Raw genomic sequence first — 23,689 nt, forward strand, 5'->3', positions numbered from 1 at the left:
AGGACCTTGGCCTGCTGCGTGCGGACGACGCTGGCGCAACCGCTCAGGCCCGCGGGTTGGCGGGCTGCGCGGATGGCGTGTCGTGGAAGTCTGGGGAGAGGGTCAGGCGGATGGCGGCGGCGCGCGCGACCGTTGCGGCAGCCGGGTCAAGGCGCTTGCAACGTGGGGTTCGGCGGCCGGGGGATGGACTGCGGGGGCTGCGGCTGGCAGGAGCCAGGCCAGCAGCACGATTTCGGGCGGCAGCGCGTCGCTCAGCATGGCGCAGCCTGCGCTGCAGCAGTGCGGCAAGGCGCCGCTGTGCTGCTGCGCGCCCTGCTTTTGCCCATCGGCATCCAGCGTCACCACGCGTGGGCCGCTGGCCGTGCAGACGATGGTGGTGACACCGGGCTTGCCCGTTCCGATGCCCGAGGCCGCCAGCGCCGAAGACGCGATCAGCGCCTGGAAGACGAACAGGGCCATCGCGACCAGCGCGACCCAACGTCTACGGGCATAGGCAGATGCATGCATTCGGCGGTTCCTTATCGGCGCAGATGCTATCACGCAGGGCGGAGCAGATCCCGCGCATGGATGGCAACGCGCAGCCAATTCGGATTGCCGTCTGATGTAGATCAGACAATGCCGCCGCTTCGTGCGCGTCGCCGCCAAGCTTGGCGCAGGCAGGTGATCGGGCTACCCTGTAGCCGGCAGCCCGTAGTGGCGACTTGGCTTTTCAACCATAGAAAGTAGAGGATGCGGATGTCCCGTTGGACTTTTTACACAGCCCCTGGCACCTGTGCGCTGGCGACGCATATCGCGCTTCATGAAGCAGGAGCCGACTTCGACCTGGTCAAGCTGGACATGGGCGCTGCGCAGCAACAGAGCCCCGAGTACCTGCGCGTCAACCCCAAGGGCCGCGTGCCGGCGCTGGCGACCGAGCACGGCGTGCTGACCGAGACGCCCGCCCTGCTCGCCTTCGTGGCGCAAAGCTTTCCGGCCGCGCAGCTGGCGCCGGTCGACGATCCTTTCGCCTTCGCGCGCATGCAGGAGCTGGCCAGCTATCTGGCGTCCACCGCGCACGTGGCGCACGCGCACAAGCGCCGCGGCGCGCGCTGGGCCGACGATCCGGCCGCGCATGCCGCCATGCAGGCCAAGGTACCGCAGACCATGACCGCCTGCGCCGCCTACCTGGAATCGCAGATCGCCGGCCCCTGGGCGGCGGGCGAGCGCTACAGCGTGGTCGACGGTTATCTCTACACCATCGGCAGCTGGTTGGAGGGCGACGGCGTCGACCTCGCGCAGTTCCCCAAGCTTGCGGCCTATCTGGCCCGGGTTGCGGCAAGACCTGCCGTGCAGCGCGCACTGGCCGAAGCGCAGGCTTCCTGACGGCGGCGGGCTGGCCGGCGCGCGGCGCCCGGCCAGCAATGCCGCCGATCGTATCGGTTTGATTGGCATCAAAACTGGAACGCTGCAGTCAGTTCCGGCGGACTAGCGCGGTATTGCATCCTTTCCTATCCTTCTTCCGTGCCGTTGCTGTCAGCGCGTTTTAAGCTGACGGGCTGACGGAATGCGCGTCCCGGCTCCTCCGGACGCCGAACATACCGAGAATCGAATGAAGCACACCTACGCAGCATTTCTGGCCGCCTCGCTGCTGGCCTTGGGCAGCCTGCCGGCGCACGCCGCGCCCGTGGATTACCAGATCGACCCGGAACACACGGAAGTCGTGGTGACCTGGGACCACCTGGGTTTCTCCAAGCCCACCGCGCATGCCGGGGCCGTGACGGGCGTGATCCGCTACGACGCCGCGCAGCCTGCAAAGTCGGCCGTCGACCTGCGCGTGCCGGTGGCGCGCCTGACGTCGCACGTACCCAAGCTGGACGAAATGCTGCAAGGCGCCGAGTTCTTCCAGGCGGCCAAGTACCCGGACATCCAGTTCAAGAGCACTTCGGTCACCGACCACGGCAACGGCAATCTCAGCATCAGTGGCGTCCTGCGCATCAAGAACATCGAAAAACCGGTGGTGCTGCAGGCGCGCCAGAACAAGCAAGGCATCCATCCCATGGCGCAGCGTCCGGCCATCGGCTTTGACGCCATGACGGTGGTCAAGCGCAGCGATTTCGGCGTGGACGCGTTTGCGCCCGGCGTGAGCGACGAAGTGCAGCTGCGCATCACGGTCGAGGCCGTGGCTGACGCCGCACGTTGATTTTCCGGGCGCTGCGATCACCGCACGCGCAAGGCCCTGGCTCCTAAGACAGGAACCCGATCCAGCGCCCCGCCACCAGGCAAGCCAGCCATAAAAACAGCGAAGCGCCTGCGCGCACGCGCATGGCGCCCGTCGCACTGCCCTGATCCCGCACCGTCTGCCAGGCCAGGCTGCGCCGTGCAAGCACGGCATTGATCGCACCCGCGGCCAGCAGGCCCATCTTGATCCCGAACGCGGGATTCGCCAGGTACTCCAGCGGCTGGACGCTGAAAAGCATGGCGCCGGTCAACGCCGCCAGCGCCAGGCCCGCTGCCGCAGTCCGCGCCAACACCGGCGCCAGCACAGCCAGCGGTCCGGGCTTGAGCCACCCCAGGAGGCGCAGGTCCAGCGGAACGATGGAGCCTATGAGCAGGCCGATGGCGCCGATATGGGCGGCGTTCACCAGCAGATACAGCGTGCTCCACCGCCGCAGCCAGATCGACGGCGGCAGGGTCTGAAGCTGTTCCAGCGCAAGACGCAGTAGCTCAGGCATGGCCCGGCCGGTCAGGGCTTCTTGATGCGGCTGGGATAGATGTCGTAGGTCTTGCCGCCTACCTTGATCTGGACGGCTTTCATGCGCTTGGCGTCCGACTCGCGGTCGCGGTTGCCGACGGCGACGATGGCATCGCCCGGTTTGGCCGAACCTTCGACGAATCCGGCGTCCTTGGTCTGGGTGGGATTGCCCAGCTCCACGCGCCAGACGCCGTCGTCGGCGCGTACGTCCAGCCAGGGATGCGGGGGCGCGACCTGCACTTGCTGGACCGTGCCTTGCAACGTCATCTGTTCGGATTCGGCCCACGACCAGCCGTGGTGGGCTATCGCGGCGGGCACCAGGCCCATCAGTCCGGAAAGCGCCAGCGCTGCCGTGACGACGCGTATGGATAGCTTCATGTCGCTGCTCCTGAATTGCGGTTTGGCTCCCCTTCCTTTGCGGCGGCCGCTCGTGTGGCGCGCGTCCGGCGCAATCAGCATAGCGCGGGAGGCGTTGCATATCGAGCCTGATTCAATGATGAGAAATTACTTTAAATAAAGAACCTTAAATATGAAATTAAAGTCATATTAATCAATGAATTAGAAAATTATTCTAAGAATTTGGATGATGCTGAATATATGCTGAATTCGAGAAATCATCGTTTCTCACGGGAAAACCCGGAGAAACTTTCCCGCACGGAATACGGTCGCAAATTGTTCAGGTGATTGTCAGGCACCGTCCCCAAATGGCGCCGTCTCCACGCGCCCGCCGCGCCCAACCGAGAGCATCCGATGACACAGCCCACCCTGCGTTCGCCCGCGAATCCGGCCCTGTTGCTCCAGCCGCGCGCGCCGGCCGGCTTGTCGGTGATGGATGCCACCATGGTGCTGGTGGGCGTGGTGATCGGGATCGGCATATTCGGCTTTCCGCCGCTGGTGGCGGAGCACGCGAGTTCCGAGGCGATGTACATCGCCTTGTGGTGCGCGGGCGGCCTGGTGATGCTGGTCGGCGCGCTTTGCTACGGCGAGCTGGGCTCGGCCTATCCCGGCGCGGGCGGCGAATACCTGTACCTGACGCGGGCCTGGGGCCGGCAGGTGGGACTGATGTTCGCCTGGGCGCGTTGCTCTGTCATCCAGACGGGCGCCATCGCCGTGGTCGCCTATATCTATGGCGATTACGCGCAACGGCTCGCGCCCCTTGGTCCGTACGGCCCCGCCCTGCACGCGGCGATATCGGTGGTGGCGCTGACCGCCTTGAACGTGGCGGGCACGCGCTATTCCAAGCGGTTGCAATGGGTGTTCACTGCGCTGACGGTGGCGGCCTTGGCGGCGGTGCTGATCGCCAGCCTGGCCGCCGCGGGAGACAGCCCGCTGCGCAGCGCTGCCGAACCGGGGCCTTTGACCGGCAATACCGCGGGCCTGCTGGGCATGGGCATGGTGTTCGTGCTGCTGACTTATGGCGGCTGGAACGAAGCCGCCTATCTCAGCGGCGAGCTGCGCGACCCGGGCCGCAACATGAGCCGGGTGCTGCTGATCGGCACGCTGCTGGTGACGGGCGCGTACGTGCTGACCAATCTGGCGCTGCTGGAGATCTTCGGCCTGCAGGGGCTGCGCGATACGCCGGCGCTGGGGGCGGATGTGATGCAGCTGGCGGCCGGCCCCTACGCTGCAGCCCTGCTCAGCCTGACGATCTGCGCCACGGCGCTCAGCACCATCAACGGCACCATCATCACCGGCGCGCGGGTGTATTGCGCCCTGGGCCGCGACGTGCCGCGGCTGCGCGCGCTGGCGGCGTGGAACGCGCAAGGCGAGACGCCCGCATCCGCACTGCTGGTCCAGGGCGCGATCACGCTTGCGCTGATCGCGCTGGGCGCCTTCAGCCAGAACAGCGTGCAGACCCTGGTGGCCTATACCGCACCGGTGTTCTGGATCTTCATGCTGCTGGTTGCGGCCTCGGTGTGGCGCCTGCGGCGCATCGATCCGGATCGGCCGCGCCCGTTCCGCGTGCCGCTCTATCCCTTGCCCCCGCTGCTGCTGGCGCTGACCTGCGCCGGCCTGGTGGTTTCCAGCGCCATGTACGCCGGCGCCGGCGCGCTGATCGGGCTGGCGGTGCTGGCGGCGGGCCTGCCGCTGCTGCGCCTGCTGGGGCCCGCGCCGCCGCGGGCCTGACCAAGGTTTCCCCGGGGCGGCGATCCCGTCCGCATGCCTTACCTGCAAGGAGTCCACATCATGCACATCGCGATTCAGTCCTTCAGATCCGCCGCCCGTAGCGCCATGCCGCCCCTGCGCGGCGCCGTGCTCGCGTCGGCGGCCGCGCTGGCCCTGGCATGCGTCCCGCTGCCGTCGCTGGCCGCCGCCGCGCAGCCCTCGGAACAGAAAGAGTACGTGCCGGACGTGGGCCAGGACGGCAAGGACGTCATCTGGGTGCCTACGCCGCAGGCCCTGGTCGATACCATGCTGGACATGGCCAAGGTCACGCCCAAGGACAAATTGATGGACCTGGGCTCGGGCGACGGGCGCACCGTCATCACCGCGGCCCAGCGCGGCCTGACGGCCCAGGGCATCGAGTACAACCCGGACCTGGTCGAACTGTCGCGCCGCAACGCGCAGCGCGCCGGCGTTGCCGACCGCGCCACCTTCGTGACGGCGGACCTGTTCGCCACCGATCTGTCGCAGGCGGACGTGATCACCATGTTCCTGCTGTCGACCATCAACGAAAAACTGCGGCCCAAGCTGCTGGAATTGGCGCCCGGCACCCGCATCGTGTCGAACTCCTTCCGCATGGGCGATTGGGAGCCGGACGCCGAGGAAACCATCCGGCAGGACTGCAACACCTACTGCACGGCGCTCTTGTGGATCGTGCCCGCCAAGGTGGCGGGCAACTGGGAGGTGGACGGCCAGCCCCTGCAGCTGGAGCAGCGCTACCAGCGCCTGTCGGGCAAGCTGGGCGGCGCGCCGATTTCGGAGGCGCGGCTGAATGGCGCCGAGATCTCCTTTGTCGCCAATGGCGTGCGCTATACCGGGACGGTGAATGGCAAGCAGATGAGCGGCAGCGCCGCCGGCCGGGGGAACTGGTCGGCCAAGCGGGTGTAGGGCCGCGACGCGGACGGGTTATGCCGCGTGGCGCCAGGCCGTCAAGGATGCTTCCACATGCCCGATTTCCTGCGCCGTCATTCCGGCCATGGCGTAGTAGCGCTGGCGTTGCTCCACCACCTCGCGCACGTGCTCAAGGATGCCGCGAGCGACGGCTTCAGACCGCAGGCCGAAGCGCCGGTATTCGCTCAGGCAGTTCTGGAATGAGCTTTCCCGGCCGGCTGCGCCGATGTGCAGGTAGTGCCTGGCGGAGCCTTCCTGCGTAACCACGTCGAACAGGGGCGACAGCCGGTAGGTCTGCGCGCCCTCGTCCTTCAGGAAGCCGACGTTCTTCAAGTGGTCGTCGGTGTTGTGGACGGCGACGTTCAGGATCATGCGCGCGTACAGTTCCTTCGAGTCCCGCACCGGGTTGGACGAAATCCGGCGCGTGACGTCCGCCAGCCGCGCGTAGGAATACGTGGCCTTGCCGCGCGCCTCGTCGAGTTCGCGTTTGCCGATCTGCGCCGAGGGGCTGATCAGGGAGGCGCCGCTGAGGAAATGGCGGCGCGCGACGATGGGAGTCGCGCCCTGCCCGGCCGGCAGCAGCTCGCGGTCGAAGCGGTGCGTCAGCAGCACCGCGCCCAGATGCGTTTCAGCCAGGCGGATCTCGGGCACCGTCAGGCCGATGGCGCGCGCCATCTGCAGATTGGCGTATTCGACGCGCTGGCGGTCGTAGGAATCCCCCTTGCGCGGAAACTTGGCGATCCACATTTCGCCGCGCTCGTCGCGCACGATGGTCTTGGGGCGCGCGCCGCCGATGTCCCAGGAGCTGCCCAGGATGTCGCGGTACAGGCCCTTGGGCTTGACGCCCTGATCGATATCGGTGAGCAGGTCCGCAAGCGATTCCACCTGGCTGAGTTCCGGCAGGCGATAGGTCTTGCGCATGTTCGGCGTAAGCCGGCGGGCGCTGAAGAACAACGCCCCCACGCCCATCCCGCGTCCCTTGAGCAGGACTTCGTCCTCGGTCACGCGGGCGCCGGCGTTGTCCACGCGCATGACGTTGCGGCCCCATGCGTCGGGGGCGGCGTCAAAGATCGCGCCCAGCGTTTCGTAGCGGCTTTCGGTGCGGAAGGTGGTGCGCGCGTCCACCAGCGGCAGGTTCAGCGGATCCAGCGCAAAGGCGCGCGGATCGTTCACATAGGACTGCACATAGGTGAACTCGGCGTAGAAGCGGCTTTCATCCGAATCGTCCAGCGTCAGCAGGCCGGCGAGCACGGCCTCGCCGCGGATGTCGACGTAGACATACAGCTCGCTTTCCACCGATTTGTGCTTTCTTGCTTTCACGATTTGCGTGGCGCTACAGCTGGGTAGGATCGGCGCGGTGCGTGTTGGGCGTCTTGCCGCTGCCCCGGCTGGGCCGGCGCACCGCGTCCAGGCGTTTGCCTACGCCGTCCAGGTCGGGATCGCCCAGGGCGTAGACCTGGTCCGCATAGCCGTACTGCAGCAAGGCTTCAATGGCCAGCGCCAGGGACACGCCGCCGTCGCCGCGTTCCAGGCGCGTGATGGTGGCGCGCGACACGCCCATGCGGGCGGCCAGCGTGGATTCGGTTTCGGCGCGGCGCAGCCGGGCGGTGCGGATGTTGGCGCCAAGGCGCGCAAGCGCACTGGCGGCATCGAAGCTGGGTTCGATCTTCCTTTTCATGAGTCAATAATAGTGCTTTGTTTTTTGGTTTGCACTATTAATGAGGCATATTAGGAATTAAGAATGCTCTGTTAATGAGGCATTAACATAATTTATGAGTCATTAATAGAGCAAAACAGGTCAAACTACAATCGCCTGCTCCAGCCGCAATCCGCCACGCGCCGTGTCCAGCGTGACCTGTGCGCCCAGCGGCAAGGTCAGGTTCGGATCGCCATGGCCGCTGGGCCATCCGGCCAGCACCGGAATGCCGCGCGAGCGGAACTGGTCGAGTACCAGCGGATACAGCAGCCCCTGCGCCTGGGCATCGTCGCCCGGCACGCCGAGGATGCGGGTGAAGTTGCCAACCAGCACGCCTTTGAGGTCGTCGAACTTGCCAGCGGCGGCCAGTTGGCTCAACAAGCGGTCGATGCGGGGCAAGGCTTCGTTGACGTCCTCGATGAAAAGAATTCCGCCGCTGGTGTCGATTTCGCTATCGGACCCGATCAGTGCGCCGATCAGCGCCAGATTGCCCCCGATCAGCCGCCCGGTCGCCGTGCCCGGTATCAGTTCCGTGGCGGTGGCATAGGGCGGCGGCGTGATCCACGCCCCCTGCCCCACCTGGCCGCTGACCATGGACAGCAAATGCGATTCGGTGGGTTCACGCTTGCCGGCCAGCAGGTCCTGCGCCAGCATCGGCCCGTGGAACGTGACGAAGCCGGCGCGGCGCTGCATGGCCAGGTGCAGCGCCGTGATGTCGCTGTAGCCGATGAACGGCTTGGGGTGGCGGCGCAGCAGATCGAAGTCCAGCTGATCCAGCAGGCGCCACGAACCGAAGCCGCCCTGCAGGCACCAGACGGCGCCGATATCCGGCGCGGCGAAGGCCGCATGCAGGTCGGCCAAGCGGTCGGCGTCCGAACCCGCCAGATAGTCATAGGGGGCGTCCAGCCGCGAACGCGAGGCCGGCATGACCTGCGGCACGTAGCCACGCGCCAGCAACCATTCGGCTGCGTCATCCGCGGCATCCAGCGCGGCGGACGCGGGCGCCACGATGGCGACGCGCGCACCGGGCTTGAGCGCGGGCACTGGCGTTGCTGCGCCGCTGGCAACCGGGGGCGCCGCGGAACCGGGCTTGGCCGATTGCGGCGCGCGGCGCGGCGGCGGCTTGGGCGCCGCGCAGCCGGCCAAGGCCGCGGACAGGCACAGGGCCCCGGTGTTGATCAGAAAACTCCTGCGTCCGGTATTTCGCTGCGGTCGCTGGCCTTGCGGCGCTTGTTCCATGGTCATCCCTGCTGCCGTCAGAAACGTTCGTAATCCAGGCGGTAGCGCCACTGGCCGAGGGCCAGGCCCGCCATCGGCAGGCGGCCGATGCGGATGCGGCGCAGGGCCTGCAGGCGCAATCCCGCCGCGTCGCACACGTATTCGATGAAGCCGGGCGCAGGCGTCTTCAGGGCGAAGCGCAGATGGGTTTCGTTCTGCCAGCTGACCTTCATGGGCGTGGCGGCGCGGCCGTCATAAGCCATGCCGCGCTGCAGGCGCGCCAGGTCGGCGGCGCTGAGCTGGCCGGACACCTGGGCCACGTACTCCTGCTCCACGTAGCGCCCTTCTTCCACCAGCTTGCGCGCGATCGGGTATTCCTGCGTGTAGACGACCAGGCCGCTGGCTGCGCGTTCCAGCGGCGTGACCAGCTTCAGGCCGTTGAGCATGCGCTTCAGGTAGCGCTGCCCGGAACGGTCGCTGGGCATCAGGTTTTCGGGCAGGATCAGGTCGCGCGCAGAGCCGGGCTCGTCATTGGCGTAGAGGCCGGCGGGCTTGTGCAGCAGGATGGTCACGGGACGCGCGTCTTCCAGGCGCGCGCCTGGCAGCAGGCCCACGGACTGGCCGGGCGCCACCCGATAGCCCGGCTCCTCGACCTGCTTGCCATCCACGGCGACCCAGCCGCCTTCTATGTAGCGTTCTGCGTCGCCGCGCGAGCAGGACAGTTCGGTGGCCAAGCGCTTGGCCAGGCGTACGCTTTCGCTCATCGCACCACCGCCTTGTGCTGGGAAGCCGCGGGGCCGGGCGTGGAGTCAGGCCATGAATCGAGCCGCAGTTCGGGCCGTGATTCGGACCGCAGTTTGGACCGGAAAGAATAGCCGCCTTGCAGCGGCGCCAGTGGGTGCATCGTCATGAGGTATTGCCGGGGTGTTGCCAGAAAAGCGGGCCTTGCGCCCGCGACGTGAGGCAGATGTTACGCCCTTCCCCGGCAGGCTGCCGGCCGCGGCCTGGCTGGCAGCCAATGCGGGCGGCGTTCAGACCGGCGGGAATTCGGCGTGTCCCGCGGGCGTTGCCGCCGGTTGCGTTTCCGCGTCCAGCGCGGCGGGCGGCGGCACTTCGTCGATCCAGGCCTTGAGCAGCGTATGGGTCACCGCCAGGATCACCGGGCCGATGAACAGGCCCACGATGCCGAAGGCAAACAAGCCGCCCAGCACGCCCACCAGGATCAGCAGCAAGGACAGGTTGACCCCGCGCTTGATGAGCAGCGGCCGCAGCAGGTTGTCCAGCATCGCCACCAGCACCGACCAGACCAGCAGCACCGCGGCCGCCAGCTTCATGTCGTTCTGGAACAGCCAGACCACGCCGGCCAGCATGGGCAGGAAAGGCCCCAGTTGCGCCAGGCACAGCATCACCATCAGCGCGGTAAGGATGCCGGCAGCCGGCACGCCCGCGATCCACAAGCCGATCCCGCCCAGCCCGGACTGCACCACGGCGGTCACGACGATGCCCAGGGCCACGGCGCGTATCGCCTGCCCGGCAAGCTTGACGGCCGCCAGGCCGCGCTGGCCCGCCAGCCGGTTGAAGAAGCGCCGCACGAAATCGACCGCCACTTCGCCCTTGGTGTAGAGGATGCCGGCCACGACCACGGTGATCAGCATGTGCATCATGAAGGCGCCGACGATGGCGGCATGCCCGAGCAGCCAGGCCGCGGCGCTGGTCAGGTACGGTTCCAGTTTGGCCAGCAGGCCGCCGGCGCCGGCGTCCGACAGGGTCTGCCATTCCTGCGCAATCTTGGGGCCGACCAGCGGAATGCCGTGGACCCAGGCGGGCGGCGCCAGCAGCGCGTAGTCGGGCAGGCTCTTGACCGCCGCCATGATCGAGCTGCTGTGCAAGGCCAGCGTCGAGATCACCTCGTAAAGCGGCAGCACGATGACGAACAGCAGGATGACCAGCATCGTCAGGGTGCCCATCCAGCGCCGCCCGCCGCAATAGCGCTGGATCGTCAGCATGACCGGCCAGGTCGCCACGACGATCGTGGTTGCCCAGACCAGGCCGGGCAGGAATGGGCGCAGGATGTAGAGGCTGCCTGCCATCAGGCCGGCCAGGATCACGATGACGAGGATGATGCGGGCGAGATCGACCGTCTGGCGTGGAAGAGGATTCAACCGCTGCTCCTGACAGGGCCGGCAGCCCTGGTTTGTGGCGCATCGATGCCGGTTGGGCATATGCCCGGTTGGTACACCTGAATGCGTCTTTGGCGAATTTATCCGAAAATCCGGCGCGTATATATACCGGCCGCCCGCAAGCGGCGCCGCCTGCGGCTAACGCGGGGCGCCCGCGCCGTCGCCCGCGCCCTGCGCGCGGATCAGCGTGTAGGCGATGTAGTACTTGTAGATGTTGCTCACGTACTGCACCGTTTCACGCCCGATGCGCTCGGCTGCCACCCGTTCCACATTGTCGAACCAGACGTTCGGGTCCAGTCCGCGGGCGGCGGCGTCCTTGCGCAATTGGTTGATCCGGCCGGGGCCGGCGTTGTAGGCCGCGAAGGCGAACAGCCCCTTGTTCAGGTCCGTCATGGGCTCTTTCGCGTAGTACTGGTCGATCATGAAACGGATGTATTTGACGCCGCCATGGATGTTGTATTCCTCGCGCCGGATGTCACCTACTTTCAGTTCCTTGCCGGTGGCCGGCATGATCTGCATGACGCCTATCGCCCCGACCGAGCTTTTGGCGCCCTGGTCCAGCCGGGACTCCTGGTAGCCCTGCGCCATCATCAGCAGCCAGTCTATGTTGTATTGGTCCCCATACTTGCGGAAGAAGTCAGCGAGGCGGTGGAATTTTTCGATTTCCTCCGGATCGGTGGCGGCCTTTACCCACTTCACGGATTTCAGGTACTTGGTCAGCTGCTGGTTGCCGAAAGAGGTGCCGACGCGGTTCTTCTCCATGAAGGGGTTGAGCGCCGCCGCGAGCTTGGGCGAGTTCTTGCGGAAGGCGAAGGCAATATCGCTGCCGCTGTCGACCTCCAGATTTTCGTAGACCCGGATCTGCGGGAAGATCTGTTTCCAGAAATTCGCCAGGTAGCGGTCGGCGACCGTGTACTTGACCAGGTCCGCGCTGGCCATCTCCAGGATGTCGTCGGTCTCGAAAGTGCCCGGCGCGTCACGGATGATGGCGGGCTTCAGGCCCCTGGCCGCCAGATCCGCGTTCAGCTTCTTGATGCTGCCGTAGTAGCTGCTGACGGGGCTGATGAAGAGCTCCTGCCCGGAAAGGTCGTCCAGCGACTTGAGCTCGGGCGCGCCTGGCGCGGCCACGACCAGCTCCCGCACGCCCGACGCCAGCGGCGTGGAAAAGTCCACCAGCTTCTGGCGTTCTTCAGTGACCGTCAGATTGGCGGCGATGATGTCGCCCTTGCCCGCCAGCAGATCGGGAATCAGGCGTTCGCGCGAGGTCGGCAGGAACACCACGTACACGCGGATGTTCTTGGTCTTGAGCTGCCGGTTCAGGTCGTTCTCGAACTCGGTCATCATGTCCGCGATGATGCCGCGCTGCGTGCCGCCTTTGTCCAGGAAGTACAGGGTCTTGTTGTAGGGCACCAGCACCCGGACTTGCCGGCGCTTGACCATGCCGTCGAAGTCCCCGGTCCAGGGCTTCATGTTGTAGGCCAGCGCCAGCGGGTCGCCTTTGGCCTTCGCCGTCTGGGCGTACCCAGGCGATGGAGGCAACCACAGCAACAGCGCGCAAAGCATCGAGGCAATCACGCGAAATGACATAGTTCCTCCGGCAGGCCCGGTTACTGCGGCAAGTCAGGTATGCCGCGCGGCAAGGCGCGTTGCGCGCCGGGCCGTGGCTACAACAATATCGGGCGGCCGGGGTTCATGCAACGGATTCTTTCCGCTGCGGCGTGCAATGCGGACGGCATCCAACGGGCCTCTAGGGCTGCGCGGGTTTCGGCGGCGCATGACCGGCGTCCTGCCGCTGGGCCTGCGCCATCAGATGCCGGGTCAGCTCGCCCAGTTGTTCGTCCTTCCCTTTCAACTGCGCGAGGCAGTCGGATGAGCGTTGCTCGGCGGCCGCCAGCCGGGATTCCAGCGTCCTTTCGCGATCGCGCGCCGCCGCCAAGGCCGTATCGGCCGCGGCCTGATCGGCTTGCTGGCGCACTTGCATAGCCTGGACTTCGGTGCGCAGGGCTTGCGCCTCTTGTTCCGCCTGGCGGCGCTGATGCTGTTCCTGTTCCAGCCCCTTGCGCGCCTGCGCCGCCTGCTGTTGGCTGGCTGCCTGCGCGTCGTCCAGCCGCGCCTGCAAGCGCTTGACCGTGCCGCGTTCGCTGTCCAGCTCATTGAGCCAGCGGCGTTCGTGGGCGGTATGACGGGTTTCCAGCGCATCGAGCGCTTGCGCATGCTGGGCGCGGATCTTCTCGTTCTCCGCCAGCGCCGCCTGCGTGGCGCTGCGGGCGTCTTCCAGCTGCAGCTGGTTGCGCCTGAGCAGTTCGTCGCGTTGGCGCAGCTGCTGTTCGGCCGACTGCAGCCGGTCTTCGGCGGCCGCCAATTGGGACGTCGCCACCCTGAGAGCTTCCTGCAAGTCCTGTTCGCGGTGCGCTAGCTGGGCTTCGCGTTGCTGCAGCTGTTCGGCGTCCGAGGCCAATTGCTCCCCTTCCCGCGCCAGTTCTTCCCAGCGCCCGCGATAGGCCTGTTCCTGTTGGGCGCGGGCCTCGGACAAGGCGGCTTCCCAGAAGTGCGAGGCGGCCTGCGCCACGGGATCCGGGACGGCAGCCGGCGCTGCAAATGCGCCCGGGTCCTTGATGCGCGCGCCCAAGGCCCGGAACCAGGTTTCCAGATAGGGGCTGACGGTATTCGGCGAGCCCCGGCCGATCTTCTGTCGCACCCGTTCGATGGTGGGCCGCGCGCCCTCCAGCAGCAAGGCGTCGGCGGCGGTCCAGACGTCAGTTTCGGTAATTCCGGTGGCCATGCGCTTGCTCCGTGCCGAATTCGGCATTTGCGGGATAATTACCCACGATAATGGAACCTTATCGAGAGTAATTTGATATTAATGTTAGATATCATACAGCATACATAATAATATGTATGAAATGCGATTTTCCCACCCTCTTCAACCATGACACAGCTGAAAACGCAGGCGCCGCTGCCCGTTCTGGACCCGCTCACCCTGGACGCCCAGGCCGATGCCGCCGCCAGCGCGCTGTTGCGCGAAGGCAGTTCGGCCAACACGGTCGCTAGCTACCGCGCCGCCATCCGCTACTGGAGCGCCTGGTTCGAGCTGCGCTATGCGCGCCCCTTTGCCCTGCCCTTGCCGGAAGCCGCCGTGATCCAGTTCGTGGTCGACCATGCCCAGCGCTCCACCGAGCAAGGCCTGAAATGGGAATTGCCGCTGGCGTTGGATCAGGAACTGGTCCGGCTCAAAGCCAAAGGCAGGCTGGGCGCGCCCAGCCTCAACACGCTGCTGCAGCGCATTTCCGTGCTGTCCAAGGCGCACGAACTTCAAGGCCACCCCAACAACCCCTGCCGCGCGGCCGCGGTGCGCGAGCTGCTTGCCAGGACGCGGCGCGCCTATGCCCGGCGCGGCGTGGCGCCGGCCAAGAAGGTGGCGCTCACGCGCGAACCGCTGGAGGCCATGCTGGCCACCTGTGACGATTCCCTACGTGGCATGCGTGACCGCGCCCTGCTGCTGTTCGCCTGGGCCAGCGGCGGGCGCAGGCGCTCCGAAGTCGTTCATGCCACGATGGAAAACACGCGGCGCACGGCCGAGGGGTTTCTGTACGCGCTGGCGTATTCCAAGACCAACCAGGCGGGCGCCGTGCGCGCCAATGACCAGAAGCCCATCGTCGGCGTGGCTGCCCAGGCGCTTGACGCCTGGCTGCGCGCCAGCGGCATCACGCAAGGTCCGCTGTTCCGGCGCGTGCGGCGCGGCGACGTGCTGGGCGAGCCGCTGGCCGCGGCCGCGGTACGGGACATCGTGCAGGAACGCTGCAAGCTGGCCGGCCTGGAAGGCGAGTTTTCGGCGCACAGCCTGCGCTCGGGATTCGTGACCGAGGCGGGACGGCGCAACGTGCCGCTGGGCGACACCATGGCCATGACCGGACATGCCAGCGTGGCCACCGTCATGGGCTACTTCCGCGCCGGGGCGGCGGCCGAATCGCCCGCGGCCCGGCTGCTGGACGAGCCGGACGCCCCGCGCGGGTAAAATCCCGCGCACTCGCCGCAACCCGAATCCTGCCCGACACGATCTTCATGCGAATCAACCTACGCGGGCTGGTGCTTGCGCTTACCGTATGCAGCGCCCTCGCCGCCACCGCCAACGCCCTGTACGCCAGTTACCGGGTGCAGCGTGAACAGCTCATCGCCAATACGCTGGAATCCAACCGGGTGTACGCCGCCAAGCTGGCGGAGAGCGCGGGCACCTTCCTGGACTCGGCCCTGCAGCAACTGGAGTACAGCGCCCGCCATGTCGCCTGGCGCTTCGATGCGCCGGAAGTCTTGAACGCGGAAGTCGCGCGCCTGCGGGAGCAGACGGACAGCTTCAACACGGTCGCCATCATCCGCGCCGACGGCGTCATGGTGGCGGCCAGCCAGGCCATCCGCAGCTTCCAGGGAACGCGGGTCGACAACGCCGCCAGCCGCATGGCGCTGCAGACGCGCAAGCCCCTGATCAGCAAGCCCTATGTGTCCGTTGCCGGCAACCTGCTGATCAACGTTTCGTATCCCATTCATTCCGAGGGCGGCATCTACCTGGGCTACGTGTCGGGCACGATCTACCTGCGCAACGAAGGCGCGCTGCACAACCTGCTGGGCAAGCATCCCTATCAGGACGGGTCTTATCTGTACGTGGTGGATAACGAGGGGCGGCTGATCTATCACGCCGAGAACGACCGCGTCGGCGAGGACGTCACCAGCAATCCCGCCGTGGCGGCGGTGATGCGCGGGGAGGATGGCGCGCAGCGCCTGATCAACACGCGCGGGGTGGACATGCTGGCCGGCTATGCCCACGTCTCGCGCAGCGGCTGGGGAGTAATCGCGCAGCGCCCGGCGTTGGCCACGCTGGAGCCCTTGCACGATCTCATCTGGGCGCTGATCCGCTACGCGGCGCCCTTCGCCCTGCTGTTCCTGTTGGCGATCTGGTGGTGTGCGCGCAAGATTTCGCAGCCGCTGTCGCAACTGGCCACCAATGTCGAGCACCATGACATGGCGGTGGCCATGCAGCGGGTGCGCTCGGTGAAAGCCTGGTACTTCGAGGCGCAGCGCCTCAAGCGCGCGGTGATCCGAAGCTACTCCAGCCTGCAGGACAAGATCGGCAAGCTCAACCAGGCCAGCATTACCGATCCGCTGACCGGGCTGCGCAACCGTCGCGGCACGCGTCAGGCGGTGGATGCGCTGCAGGCGGCCGACACCCCCTTTGCGGTGATCGCGCTGGACATCGACCATTTCAAGCGAGTCAATGACACCTACGGCCACACGGTGGGCGACGAGGCGATACAGGGAATGGCGCAGTTGATGCGCGACTGTTCGCGCCCGACAGACATACTCTGCCGCAATGGCGGCGAGGAATTCCTGATCCTGCTGCCCGGCGCGGGCCCCAGGGAAGCAACGGGCATGGCGGAGCGCCTGCGCAAGACCACGGAGATGCGCCGTGCGAGCGGCTCTCCGGAAATCACGGTGTCAGCCGGCGTGGCGCACTGGACGGCCGGTAGCGCGGACGTGGATCTGGTCTTCCAGGCTGCGGATGCCGCGCTGTACGCGGCCAAGCAGCAGGGGCGAAATCGCGTGGTGACGCACGCGGGCTGACGCCCCTGCCCGCCCGGCGGCTATTTCAGGGTTATGGCAACGCCGGGTCAGGCGTCCTGGTCTTCGGCGGCATCGGCGTCCGCGGCAACGGTCTTGATGTCCGCTTCCTTATTGGTCTCGGGCGCCTTCCAGTCCAGGGGAGGAATCTCGAATTGCCACTTCTTGCCAACTAGTTGATGAGACATGAACGTTCTCCTGTTCAGGACGCATGGCTTTCCCCCGCGCAAAGCGCAATGCATGAGATTCGTGCGTGCCATGGATGCTGTTTCCAATGGATGCCATCGGAGCGCGGGGGGCATGCGCGCAGGCAACGCAAACGAAAATGGCGGCCGCGGCCGCCAGCGACTTACAAATCTTCCGGCACTTGGTTTTGTTATGATTTTGCCGAAAGATGCTGAATTTTAGCATTAAATTGCCTGAAATAGCAAGCGATTCTGGCGTGGACCACAAAGGCCGGCGCCCCGCCCCTGACGCGTCGACGCCGACAATGGCCAATGACGCAAATGCCCCCGCAACATGACGCGATCGCCACTCCCGCTGCCGGACGGGCCTTCATACACTGGATGCGCCCATTGTCCGGAGACTGATCGTGACCCACGCTCCCATCGAGGGCGGCTGCGATTGCGGCGCGGTCCGCTACCGCCTCGCCAGCCCGCCCATGTTCGTGCATTGCTGCCATTGCACCGTGTGCCAACGGCACGCCGGCACCGCCTTTGCGATGAACGCGGTGATCGAATCCGACCGCGTGCACCAGTTGCGGGGCGAGCTGCGCCGCCATCCCGCAGACAAGAACGCCAATGATGGCGAGACGGTCGTGGTCGTGCGCTGCGCGGCCTGCCTGGGCCTGTTGTGGAGCCATCACCCGGGGTTCGGCGAAACGGTGGCGCTGATCTATGCGGGCACGCTGGACCGCGCCGCCGACTTCCCGCCTGGCGCGCATTGCTTCGTGCGCTCCAAGCACCCGTGGGTGGGCATACCGGACGACGTGCCGGCGGCCGAAGCGTTCTACGACATGGACGCCTGCTGGCCCCAGGCCGCCAGGCAGCGCCTTGACGCCGCGCTGGCCGGCAGCCCGCGCAAGCCCTGGACGCCCAAGGGCTGAATACCCCGCCGCAACAACGCGCGGCGCAACGCCGCAACACCCGTCTGAGCGCCGCGCATCGACCCTGCCCGCAATCCTCGCGCGCTTAGGGATTTCCCCCGTTTTTGCGGAAAAAAAGCCTGTTTGGCGCATATCCCGTGTCCCTGAAAGGTGAACGGAAGTTTGAATTCCTAGACTTCCGCGTTCATTCAAAAGTCAGCTTTTGTTCAGAACGTAGTCAGGCAAAAGCACAACAACGGGAGGACTACAGATGCAATCCAAACGCAGCGCCGCGCGGCGCGAAGTCTGGGCCGCCGGCACGATGATCGTGCTGGGCCTGGGCGCCATCGCGCAGGCATCCACCTACAACATCGGCAGCCTGGCGCGCATGGGGCCAGGGATGTTCCCGGCGATCCTGGGCGTGCTGCTGGTGCTGTTGGGCCTGATCATCGCGCGCATGGCCGCGGCGCCCGCGGCAGCCGATGACGACGCCGAGGACGAGCCTCCGCCCGACTGGCGCGGCTGGGGCTGCATCATTGGCGGACTCATGGCCTTCATCCTGGTGGGCAAGTACGGCGGCCTGGTGCCCGCGACCTTCGCGCTGGTCTTCATTTCCGCGATGGGCGACCGCCAGCACACGCCGCGCAGCGCGGCGCTGCTGGCCGCTGGCGTGACCGTGCTGGGCGTGGCCGTTTTCTCCTGGGCGCTGCAACTGCAGTTTCCGCTGTTCCGCTGGGGCTGATCGATGGAAATCTTCAACAACCTGATGCACGGGTTCTCCGTCGCCTTCGCGCTGGACAACCTCATGTGGGCCGTGTTCGGCGTGTTCATGGGCAACCTTATCGGCGTGCTGCCGGGCATGGGCGTGCTGGCCGCGATCTCCATCCTGCTGCCGCTGACCTACACCATGACGCCCACGGCGGCGCTGGTGATGCTGTCAGGCATCTACTACGGTTCGCAGTACGGCGGCGGCATTACCTCCATCATGCTGAACCTGCCTGGCACCGCATCACACGCGGTGGCCTGCCTGGACGGCAATCCGCTGGCGCGCAACGGCAAGGCTGGCTCGGCGCTGTTCATGCTGATGTTCTCGTCGTTCTGCGGCGCGTCGGTCGGCATCCTGGCGATGATTCTGTTCTCGCCCATGCTGGTTGACGTGGCCTTCAAGTTCGGCCCCGCCGAGTACTTCTCCATGATGATGCTGGGCCTGCTGGCCGGCGCCACCTTGGCCAAGGGGTCGGCGATCAAGGGCGTGGCGATGGTGGTGGTGGGCCTGCTGCTGGGCGTGGTGGGCACCGACGTCAACACCGGCACGATGCGTTTTCACTTCGGCATCCTGGAACTGTCCGACGGCCTGCAGATCGTGGCGCTGGCCATGGGTCTCTTCGGCGTGGCGGACTTCCTGAAGAACATCAACCGCATCGGCGGCGATGCCAAGGTGACCACCGCCAAGATCAGCATGAAGTCGATGCGGCCCGAAGCCGGCGACATCAAGCAGTCGCGCGGCGCGCTGGTGCGCGGCACGGCAATCGGCGCGGCCTTCGGCATCCTGCCCGGCACCGGCCCTACCATCGCCTCGTTCATTTCGTATGCGACGGAAAAGAAGGTGGCGCGCGAGCCGCGCCGCTTCGGCCGCGGCGCCATCGAGGGCATCGCCGGACCGGAAGCGGCCACCAGCGCCTCGACCCAGACCAGCTTCATTCCCACCATGAGCCTGGGCATCCCTGGCGATCCGGTGATGGCGTTGATGCTGGGCGCGCTGATCATCCACGGCATCCAGCCGGGACCGCAGATGATGGTGGAACACGCCGACATGTTCTGGGGGCTGATCGCCAGCTTCTGGGTCGGCAACGTGCTGTTGCTGCTGTTGAACCTGCCGCTGATCGGCATGTGGGTGCGGCTGCTGACGGTGCCGTTCCGCTACCTGTTCCCGGCGGCGCTGTTCTTTGTTTGCGTGGGCGTCTACAGCACCAACAACAATCTGTTCGACGTGGCCATGGTGACCTTGTTCGGCGCGGCGGGCTACGCGCTGATCCGCATGCGCTTCGAACCCGCGCCGCTGTTGCTGGGCTTCGTGCTTGGCCCCATGGTGGAAGAGAACTTCCGCCGCGCCCTGCTGCTGTCGCGCGGCGACCTGACGATCTTCGTCTCGCGGCCCATCAGCCTGGGCTTCGTGGTGGCGTGCGTGGGGTTGATTGCGCTGCTGGTGGTGTCGGCCATGCGCCAACGCAAGCAGCGTGTGGGCCTGGCGCAAGCGGAGTCTTCCGCCTGACGACTGCCGCTGCGTGGCGACGGACCGGCTCCTGCGGGGCCGGTCCGTATGCGCTTCAGGCGTCGGGCGCGGCCAGCGGGCCGGCGGTGTGGCCGTCGATATGGCCCAGCGTGCGCCCGGGATCCAGACGATCGCGCACGCGCTGCTTCAGTTCCTTGGCCGAGGGGAAGCCGCCATCGCTCTTGCGGTCCCAGATCAGGTCGCCGTTGTAGGTGACCTGGAAGATCCCGCCGGTGCCGGGCTGCAGCACGACCTCGCCCAGATCGATGGAAAAGGTGGACAAGAGTTCCTGGGCCATCCAGCCGGCGCGCAGCAGCCACTGGCACTGCGTGCAGTAATGGATGACGATGCGGGGGCGCAGGGCGGGTGTGTTCATAGCTGGAAGATTCTACGCCGGTTCATGGATAATATCGGGTTTTCCCGGGTCTGCGATGGACCCCGAGCCTGCCATGAAGTCTGCATTATCCCCCCGCGGCCAACGCTGGCTGATCGGCCTCCTGATGGGGCTGGTCACGCTCACGCCCATGGGCATCGACATCTATCTGCCCTCCCTGCCCGTCATGGCGCAGGATTACGGCCAGCCTGTCACCGCGCTGCAAGCCAGCATCACCCTCTTCATCTTCGCCGTCGGCGTGGGCCAGATTCTGATCGGCCCGCTGGCCGACCGCTATGGCCGGCGGCCAGTTGCGCTGGGCGGCGCGCTGGCGTATCTGCTGGGCTCGGCGCTGGGCGCCGCGGCCACGTCGCTGGACGTGTTCTATGCCGCGCGCGTGATCCAGGGGCTGGGCGCGTGCTCGGCCTCGCTGGTGGCCTTTGCCGCGGTGCGCGACTGCTTCAGTCCTGCGGTGGGCGCGCGCGTCTACAGCTATTTGAACGGCGCCTTGTGCACCGTGCCCGCGCTGGCGCCCATGGTGGGCGGCGCGCTGGCCGTGCATGCGGGCTGGCGCAGCACCTTCGTCTTCATGGTGCTGTTCGCCCTGACGCTGGCAGGTTTTCTGGCGATCCGCTTCGAGGAAACGCGCGCCGCGCCTCCCAGACAGCAAGGCCCGCTCTACAGCCTGCGCCGCTATGCGCCGATCGCGGCCAGCGGACGCTTTCTGTACTTCGCGGCGTTCGGCATGGCCGGCATGGCGATGATCCTGGTTTTCGTATCCGCCGCGCCCGTAGTGCTGGTGCAGCAGCTGGGCTATTCCGAACTGGGCTTCTCCGCCTGGTTCGGCGGCAACGCGGCGATCAACATCGGCGCCTTCTTCCTGGCTCCCGCCTTCATCGCGCGCTATGGCCGCCACACCATGGTGCGCGTAGGCATGGCCGCCCTGCTCGCGGCCGCCGCCATGCACCTGGCCGCTTGGCTGTGGCTGCCCTTGTCGGCCTGGATCTTCATGTTGCCGGTGGCGGTGTTGACCGTGGGCTTTTCGCTCGCGCTGGGATCCGGGCTGAGCCTGGCGCTGGAGCCCTTCGCCGAGCGCGCCGGCACCGCGGCCGCGGTGTATGGCTTGTTCCAGATGAGCGGATCGGCCGTCATCGCCACCCTTTTGCTGGACAGCGGCATGGCGCCCCAAGCGGCGATGGCGCTGATCGGCGCGGTCATCGTCGGGCCGCTGCTGTGCCTGTCGCCGGGCATGGCGCGGCGCCTGGCTGCGGGCTGACGCCGAGCCGCGTAAGCCTCTACTATCCAGGGATAGCCCACCCTGGAGACGACATGAATAACGAACAAGCGGCGCAAGAGCCGATCCTGGCGCGCCACGCCGAAGGCGGCGTGGTGACGCTGCGCCTGAACCGCCCGGGCCAGTTCAACGCGCTGTCCGAAGGCATGCTGGCCGCGCTGCAGGCGGAGATCGACGCTTTGTCGCGCGATGCCGGCGTGCGCTGCGTGGTGCTTGAATCCAGCGGCCGGGCGTTCTGCGCCGGCCACGACCTGCGCGAAATGCGCAGCCAGCCCTCGCTGGATTATTACCGCGACCTTTTCAGGAAATGCAGCGCCGTGATGCAAGGTTTGCAGGCATTGCCGGTGCCGGTGATCGCCAAGGTGCACGGCATCGCCACCGCGGCGGGCTGCCAACTGGTGGCCAGCTGCGACCTGGCCGTGGCGGCCGACACGGCGAAGTTCGCGGTGTCGGGCATCAACGTCGGCCTGTTCTGCTCCACGCCCGCCGTCGCCCTCAGTCGTAACGTATCGGCCAAGCGCGCCTTCGAAATGCTGGTGACGGCGCGCTTCATCGATGCCGGCCAAGCCAGGGATTGGGGCCTCATCAACGACGCCGTGCCCGAGGCGCAACTGGATCAGCGCGTGCGCGCACTGGTGGATGACATCCTGGCCAAGAGCCCCACGGCCATCCGCTACGGCAAGCGCATGTTCTACAAGCAGCGGCAGATGGCGCTGGCGGATGCCTACGACTATGCGGGCGACGTGATGGCGCGCAACATGATGGAAGCCGACGCCAGCGAAGGCATAGACGCCTTCCTGCAAAAACGTCCGCCGCGCTGGCAGTCCTGATTCGACGCTTTGGGGCTGCGCCGCCCGCGGCTCCGCTAGGCCAAGGCCCAGCCGCCGGCCGCGGCCAGCAGCACCACCCAGACGGGCGACCAGCGCGCATAGACCAGCAGGCCGAACAGCAGCAAGGCCAGGCCGAAATCCACCCGATCGCGGATGGCGCTGGTCCAGACCGGGTCGTACAGGGCCGACAGCAAGATGCCCACGACGCTCGCGTTCACGCCCGCGATCAGGTTGCGCACGCCGGGCCGCCGCCGCAGGCTTTCCCAGAACGGCAGCGCCGCCGCCACCAGCAAGGCGCCCGGCAGGAAGATCGCCGCCAGCAACACCAGTCCGCCGGCCCAGCCCGACAAGGGGCCCGACGACATCGCGCCCAGGAAGGCGGCAAAGGCGAACAGCGGCCCCGGCATGGCCTGCGCCGCGCCATAGCCTGCCAGGAAATCGGCGTTGGAAACCATGCCTCCCGCCACCGAGGCGGATTCCAGCAAGGGCAGCACCACGTGGCCGCCGCCGAACACCAGCGCGCCCGCGCGGTAGAAGCCTGAGAGCTGCTGCGCCAGCGGCATGCCGCTGATCGCCGCCCAGGCCGGCAAGACCGCCAGCAGCAGCACGAACAGCGCCAGGGCCGTGTATCCCGCGCGGCGCGACACATTCAACGGCGGCACCGCCAGCGCAGGTCGCGGCGGCACCTGCAGCGCGGCCAGGCCGGCGATGGCGCCCAGCAGGATCGCGCTCAATTGCCCCAGGGTCGTCGGCATGAGGATGGTGATGAGCGCCGCCGCCACCGCCAGTCCCGCCCGTTCGCGGTCAGGACAGAGCGAGCGGCCCATGCCCCAGACCGCTTGCGCAATGATGGCCACCGCGGCGATCTTCAGTCCATGGATGGCGCCCGACGCGGACAGCCAGCCGAACTGCGCCAGCCCCAGCGCGAAGAGGATCAGCGCCACGGCCGTGGGCAGCGTGAACGCCACCCAGGCCGCCAGCATGCCGGCCCATCCGGCGCGTTTCAGGCCTATCGCCATGCCGACCTGGCTGCTGGCCGGCCCCGGCAGGAACTGACACAGCGCCACCAGGTCGGAATACGCATAGTCGTCCAGCCAGCGCCTGCGCTCCACGAATTCCGTGCGGAAATACGCCAGGTGCGCCACCGGCCCGCCGAAGGACGTCAGCCCGAGGCGCAGGAATACCAGGAAGACTTCCAGACAGGACCCCCGGCCGGGCTGCTCGCGCGTGGCAGTGGCGGGCTTGCTGGCGACGTGTTCGTCTTGGTGGGGAGGCAGCGGCGGCATGGGATTCGGCTTCATCGGCAGGCGGGGCATGAGGGTCCTGCCCCCGCCCCATGCTTATAGC

General features: G+C 66.9%; 24 protein-coding genes. 11 read left to right on the forward strand and 13 right to left on the reverse strand.

Translation table 11 applies throughout. The features are described 5' to 3' along the window. Positions 1–102 precede the first annotated feature (102 nt). Complete coding sequence (locus tag DXK93_RS29930; RefSeq protein WP_054454382.1) at positions 103–507, reverse strand: DUF2946 family protein; 405 nt, start codon at positions 505–507, stop codon at positions 103–105. 228 nt (positions 508–735) lie between these two features. Between DXK93_RS29930 and DXK93_RS29935 the strand changes: the two genes are divergently transcribed. Further along, positions 736–1,362, forward strand: a complete 627-nt coding sequence (locus DXK93_RS29935; protein ID WP_054454865.1) for a glutathione S-transferase family protein — start codon at positions 736–738, stop codon at positions 1,360–1,362. A gap of 226 nt (positions 1,363–1,588) precedes the next feature. Continuing rightward, on the forward strand, positions 1,589–2,179 hold the full coding sequence (locus DXK93_RS29940; protein ID WP_054454380.1) for a YceI family protein: 591 nt from the start codon (positions 1,589–1,591) through the stop codon (positions 2,177–2,179). A gap of 43 nt (positions 2,180–2,222) precedes the next feature. On the opposite strand, the gene DXK93_RS29945 is transcribed toward DXK93_RS29940, so the two are convergent. Together DXK93_RS29945 and DXK93_RS29950 are read right to left on the reverse strand one after the other, a co-directional pair. Further along, a complete protein-coding gene (locus DXK93_RS29945) occupies positions 2,223–2,711 on the reverse strand; it encodes a DUF6644 family protein (RefSeq protein WP_054454377.1) in 489 nt (162 codons plus the stop codon). An 11-nt stretch (positions 2,712–2,722) separates the two neighbouring features. Beyond that, complete coding sequence (locus DXK93_RS29950; RefSeq protein ID WP_119452030.1) at positions 2,723–3,109, reverse strand: DUF6152 family protein; 387 nt, start codon at positions 3,107–3,109, stop codon at positions 2,723–2,725. Positions 3,110–3,559: 450 nt separating this feature from the next. Here DXK93_RS29950 and DXK93_RS29955 point away from each other — a divergent pair, with 450 nt between their 5' ends. Beyond that, positions 3,560–4,858: an APC family permease gene (locus DXK93_RS29955; protein WP_119452041.1), complete on the forward strand. Its 1,299-nt coding sequence runs from the start codon at positions 3,560–3,562 to the stop codon at positions 4,856–4,858. A gap of 60 nt (positions 4,859–4,918) precedes the next feature. Continuing rightward, positions 4,919–5,782 carry a cyclopropane-fatty-acyl-phospholipid synthase family protein gene (locus DXK93_RS29960; RefSeq protein ID WP_233564642.1) on the forward strand — a complete coding sequence of 288 codons (864 nt, stop codon included), beginning with the start codon at positions 4,919–4,921 and terminating at the stop codon, positions 5,780–5,782. Positions 5,783–5,800: 18 nt separating this feature from the next. On the opposite strand, the gene DXK93_RS29965 is transcribed toward DXK93_RS29960, so the two are convergent. The 7 genes from DXK93_RS29965 to DXK93_RS29995 form a co-directional block, all read right to left on the reverse strand. Further along, complete coding sequence (locus DXK93_RS29965) at positions 5,801–7,105, reverse strand: type II toxin-antitoxin system HipA family toxin (protein ID WP_233564643.1); 1,305 nt, start codon at positions 7,103–7,105, stop codon at positions 5,801–5,803. Positions 7,106–7,118: 13 nt separating this feature from the next. Beyond that, on the reverse strand, positions 7,119–7,463 hold the full coding sequence (locus DXK93_RS29970) for a helix-turn-helix transcriptional regulator (protein ID WP_119452033.1): 345 nt from the start codon (positions 7,461–7,463) through the stop codon (positions 7,119–7,121). Between the two features lie 120 nt (positions 7,464–7,583). Continuing rightward, positions 7,584–8,525 (reverse strand): LD-carboxypeptidase, encoded by a 942-nt coding sequence (locus tag DXK93_RS29975; RefSeq protein WP_119452042.1) that lies wholly within the window; start codon positions 8,523–8,525, stop codon positions 7,584–7,586. Positions 8,526–8,737: 212 nt separating this feature from the next. Then, positions 8,738–9,463 (reverse strand): RNA pseudouridine synthase, encoded by a 726-nt coding sequence (locus DXK93_RS29980; protein ID WP_119452034.1) that lies wholly within the window; start codon positions 9,461–9,463, stop codon positions 8,738–8,740. Positions 9,464–9,730: 267 nt separating this feature from the next. Continuing rightward, a complete protein-coding gene (ydiK, locus tag DXK93_RS29985) occupies positions 9,731–10,861 on the reverse strand; it encodes an AI-2E family transporter YdiK (RefSeq protein WP_119452035.1) in 1,131 nt (376 codons plus the stop codon). A 156-nt stretch (positions 10,862–11,017) separates the two neighbouring features. Then, the gene (locus DXK93_RS29990; protein WP_119452036.1) at positions 11,018–12,466 is read right to left on the reverse strand and encodes a transporter substrate-binding domain-containing protein; all 1,449 of its coding nucleotides are present in this window, start codon (positions 12,464–12,466) and stop codon (positions 11,018–11,020) included. A gap of 160 nt (positions 12,467–12,626) precedes the next feature. Beyond that, positions 12,627–13,661 (reverse strand): DNA-binding protein, encoded by a 1,035-nt coding sequence (locus DXK93_RS29995; RefSeq protein ID WP_119452037.1) that lies wholly within the window; start codon positions 13,659–13,661, stop codon positions 12,627–12,629. A gap of 147 nt (positions 13,662–13,808) precedes the next feature. Here DXK93_RS29995 and DXK93_RS30000 point away from each other — a divergent pair, with 147 nt between their 5' ends. Next, positions 13,809–14,894, forward strand: coding sequence for a site-specific integrase (locus DXK93_RS30000; protein WP_119452038.1), 1,086 nt, complete (start codon positions 13,809–13,811; stop codon positions 14,892–14,894). A 47-nt stretch (positions 14,895–14,941) separates the two neighbouring features. Further along, on the forward strand, positions 14,942–16,492 hold the full coding sequence (locus DXK93_RS30005; protein WP_054454355.1) for a sensor domain-containing diguanylate cyclase: 1,551 nt from the start codon (positions 14,942–14,944) through the stop codon (positions 16,490–16,492). A gap of 47 nt (positions 16,493–16,539) precedes the next feature. Here DXK93_RS30005 and DXK93_RS32210 read toward each other — a convergent pair whose 3' ends face one another. Continuing rightward, positions 16,540–16,677 (reverse strand): hypothetical protein, encoded by a 138-nt coding sequence (locus tag DXK93_RS32210; RefSeq protein ID WP_166738303.1) that lies wholly within the window; start codon positions 16,675–16,677, stop codon positions 16,540–16,542. 404 nt (positions 16,678–17,081) lie between these two features. On the opposite strand from DXK93_RS32210, the gene DXK93_RS30010 reads away from it, so the two are divergent. From DXK93_RS30010 to DXK93_RS30020, 3 genes are all read left to right on the forward strand, one after another. Continuing rightward, positions 17,082–17,594, forward strand: a complete 513-nt coding sequence (locus DXK93_RS30010) for a GFA family protein (protein WP_054454352.1) — start codon at positions 17,082–17,084, stop codon at positions 17,592–17,594. 250 nt (positions 17,595–17,844) lie between these two features. Continuing rightward, a complete protein-coding gene (locus tag DXK93_RS30015; RefSeq protein WP_054454349.1) occupies positions 17,845–18,315 on the forward strand; it encodes a tripartite tricarboxylate transporter TctB family protein in 471 nt (156 codons plus the stop codon). Between the two features lie 3 nt (positions 18,316–18,318). Then, positions 18,319–19,845, forward strand: a complete 1,527-nt coding sequence (locus tag DXK93_RS30020) for a tripartite tricarboxylate transporter permease (RefSeq protein ID WP_054454346.1) — start codon at positions 18,319–18,321, stop codon at positions 19,843–19,845. Positions 19,846–19,900: 55 nt separating this feature from the next. Here DXK93_RS30020 and DXK93_RS30025 read toward each other — a convergent pair whose 3' ends face one another. Then, complete coding sequence (locus DXK93_RS30025) at positions 19,901–20,221, reverse strand: SelT/SelW/SelH family protein (RefSeq protein WP_054454343.1); 321 nt, start codon at positions 20,219–20,221, stop codon at positions 19,901–19,903. A gap of 73 nt (positions 20,222–20,294) precedes the next feature. Between DXK93_RS30025 and DXK93_RS30030 the strand changes: the two genes are divergently transcribed. Together DXK93_RS30030 and DXK93_RS30035 are read left to right on the forward strand one after the other, a co-directional pair. Beyond that, positions 20,295–21,494, forward strand: coding sequence for a multidrug effflux MFS transporter (locus DXK93_RS30030; RefSeq protein WP_054454857.1), 1,200 nt, complete (start codon positions 20,295–20,297; stop codon positions 21,492–21,494). 53 nt (positions 21,495–21,547) lie between these two features. Beyond that, entirely contained in the window at positions 21,548–22,342 is a 795-nt protein-coding gene (locus tag DXK93_RS30035) for an enoyl-CoA hydratase (RefSeq protein WP_119452039.1), read from the forward strand. A gap of 35 nt (positions 22,343–22,377) precedes the next feature. Here DXK93_RS30035 and chrA read toward each other — a convergent pair whose 3' ends face one another. After that, positions 22,378–23,628 (reverse strand): chromate efflux transporter, encoded by a 1,251-nt coding sequence (gene chrA / locus DXK93_RS30040; protein ID WP_054454855.1) that lies wholly within the window; start codon positions 23,626–23,628, stop codon positions 22,378–22,380. Positions 23,629–23,689 lie beyond the last annotated feature (61 nt).

It is taken from the genome of Achromobacter sp. K91 (genome assembly GCF_003576205.1).
GTDB classification, from domain to species: Bacteria; Pseudomonadota; Gammaproteobacteria; order Burkholderiales; family Burkholderiaceae_B; genus Achromobacter; species Achromobacter aegrifaciens.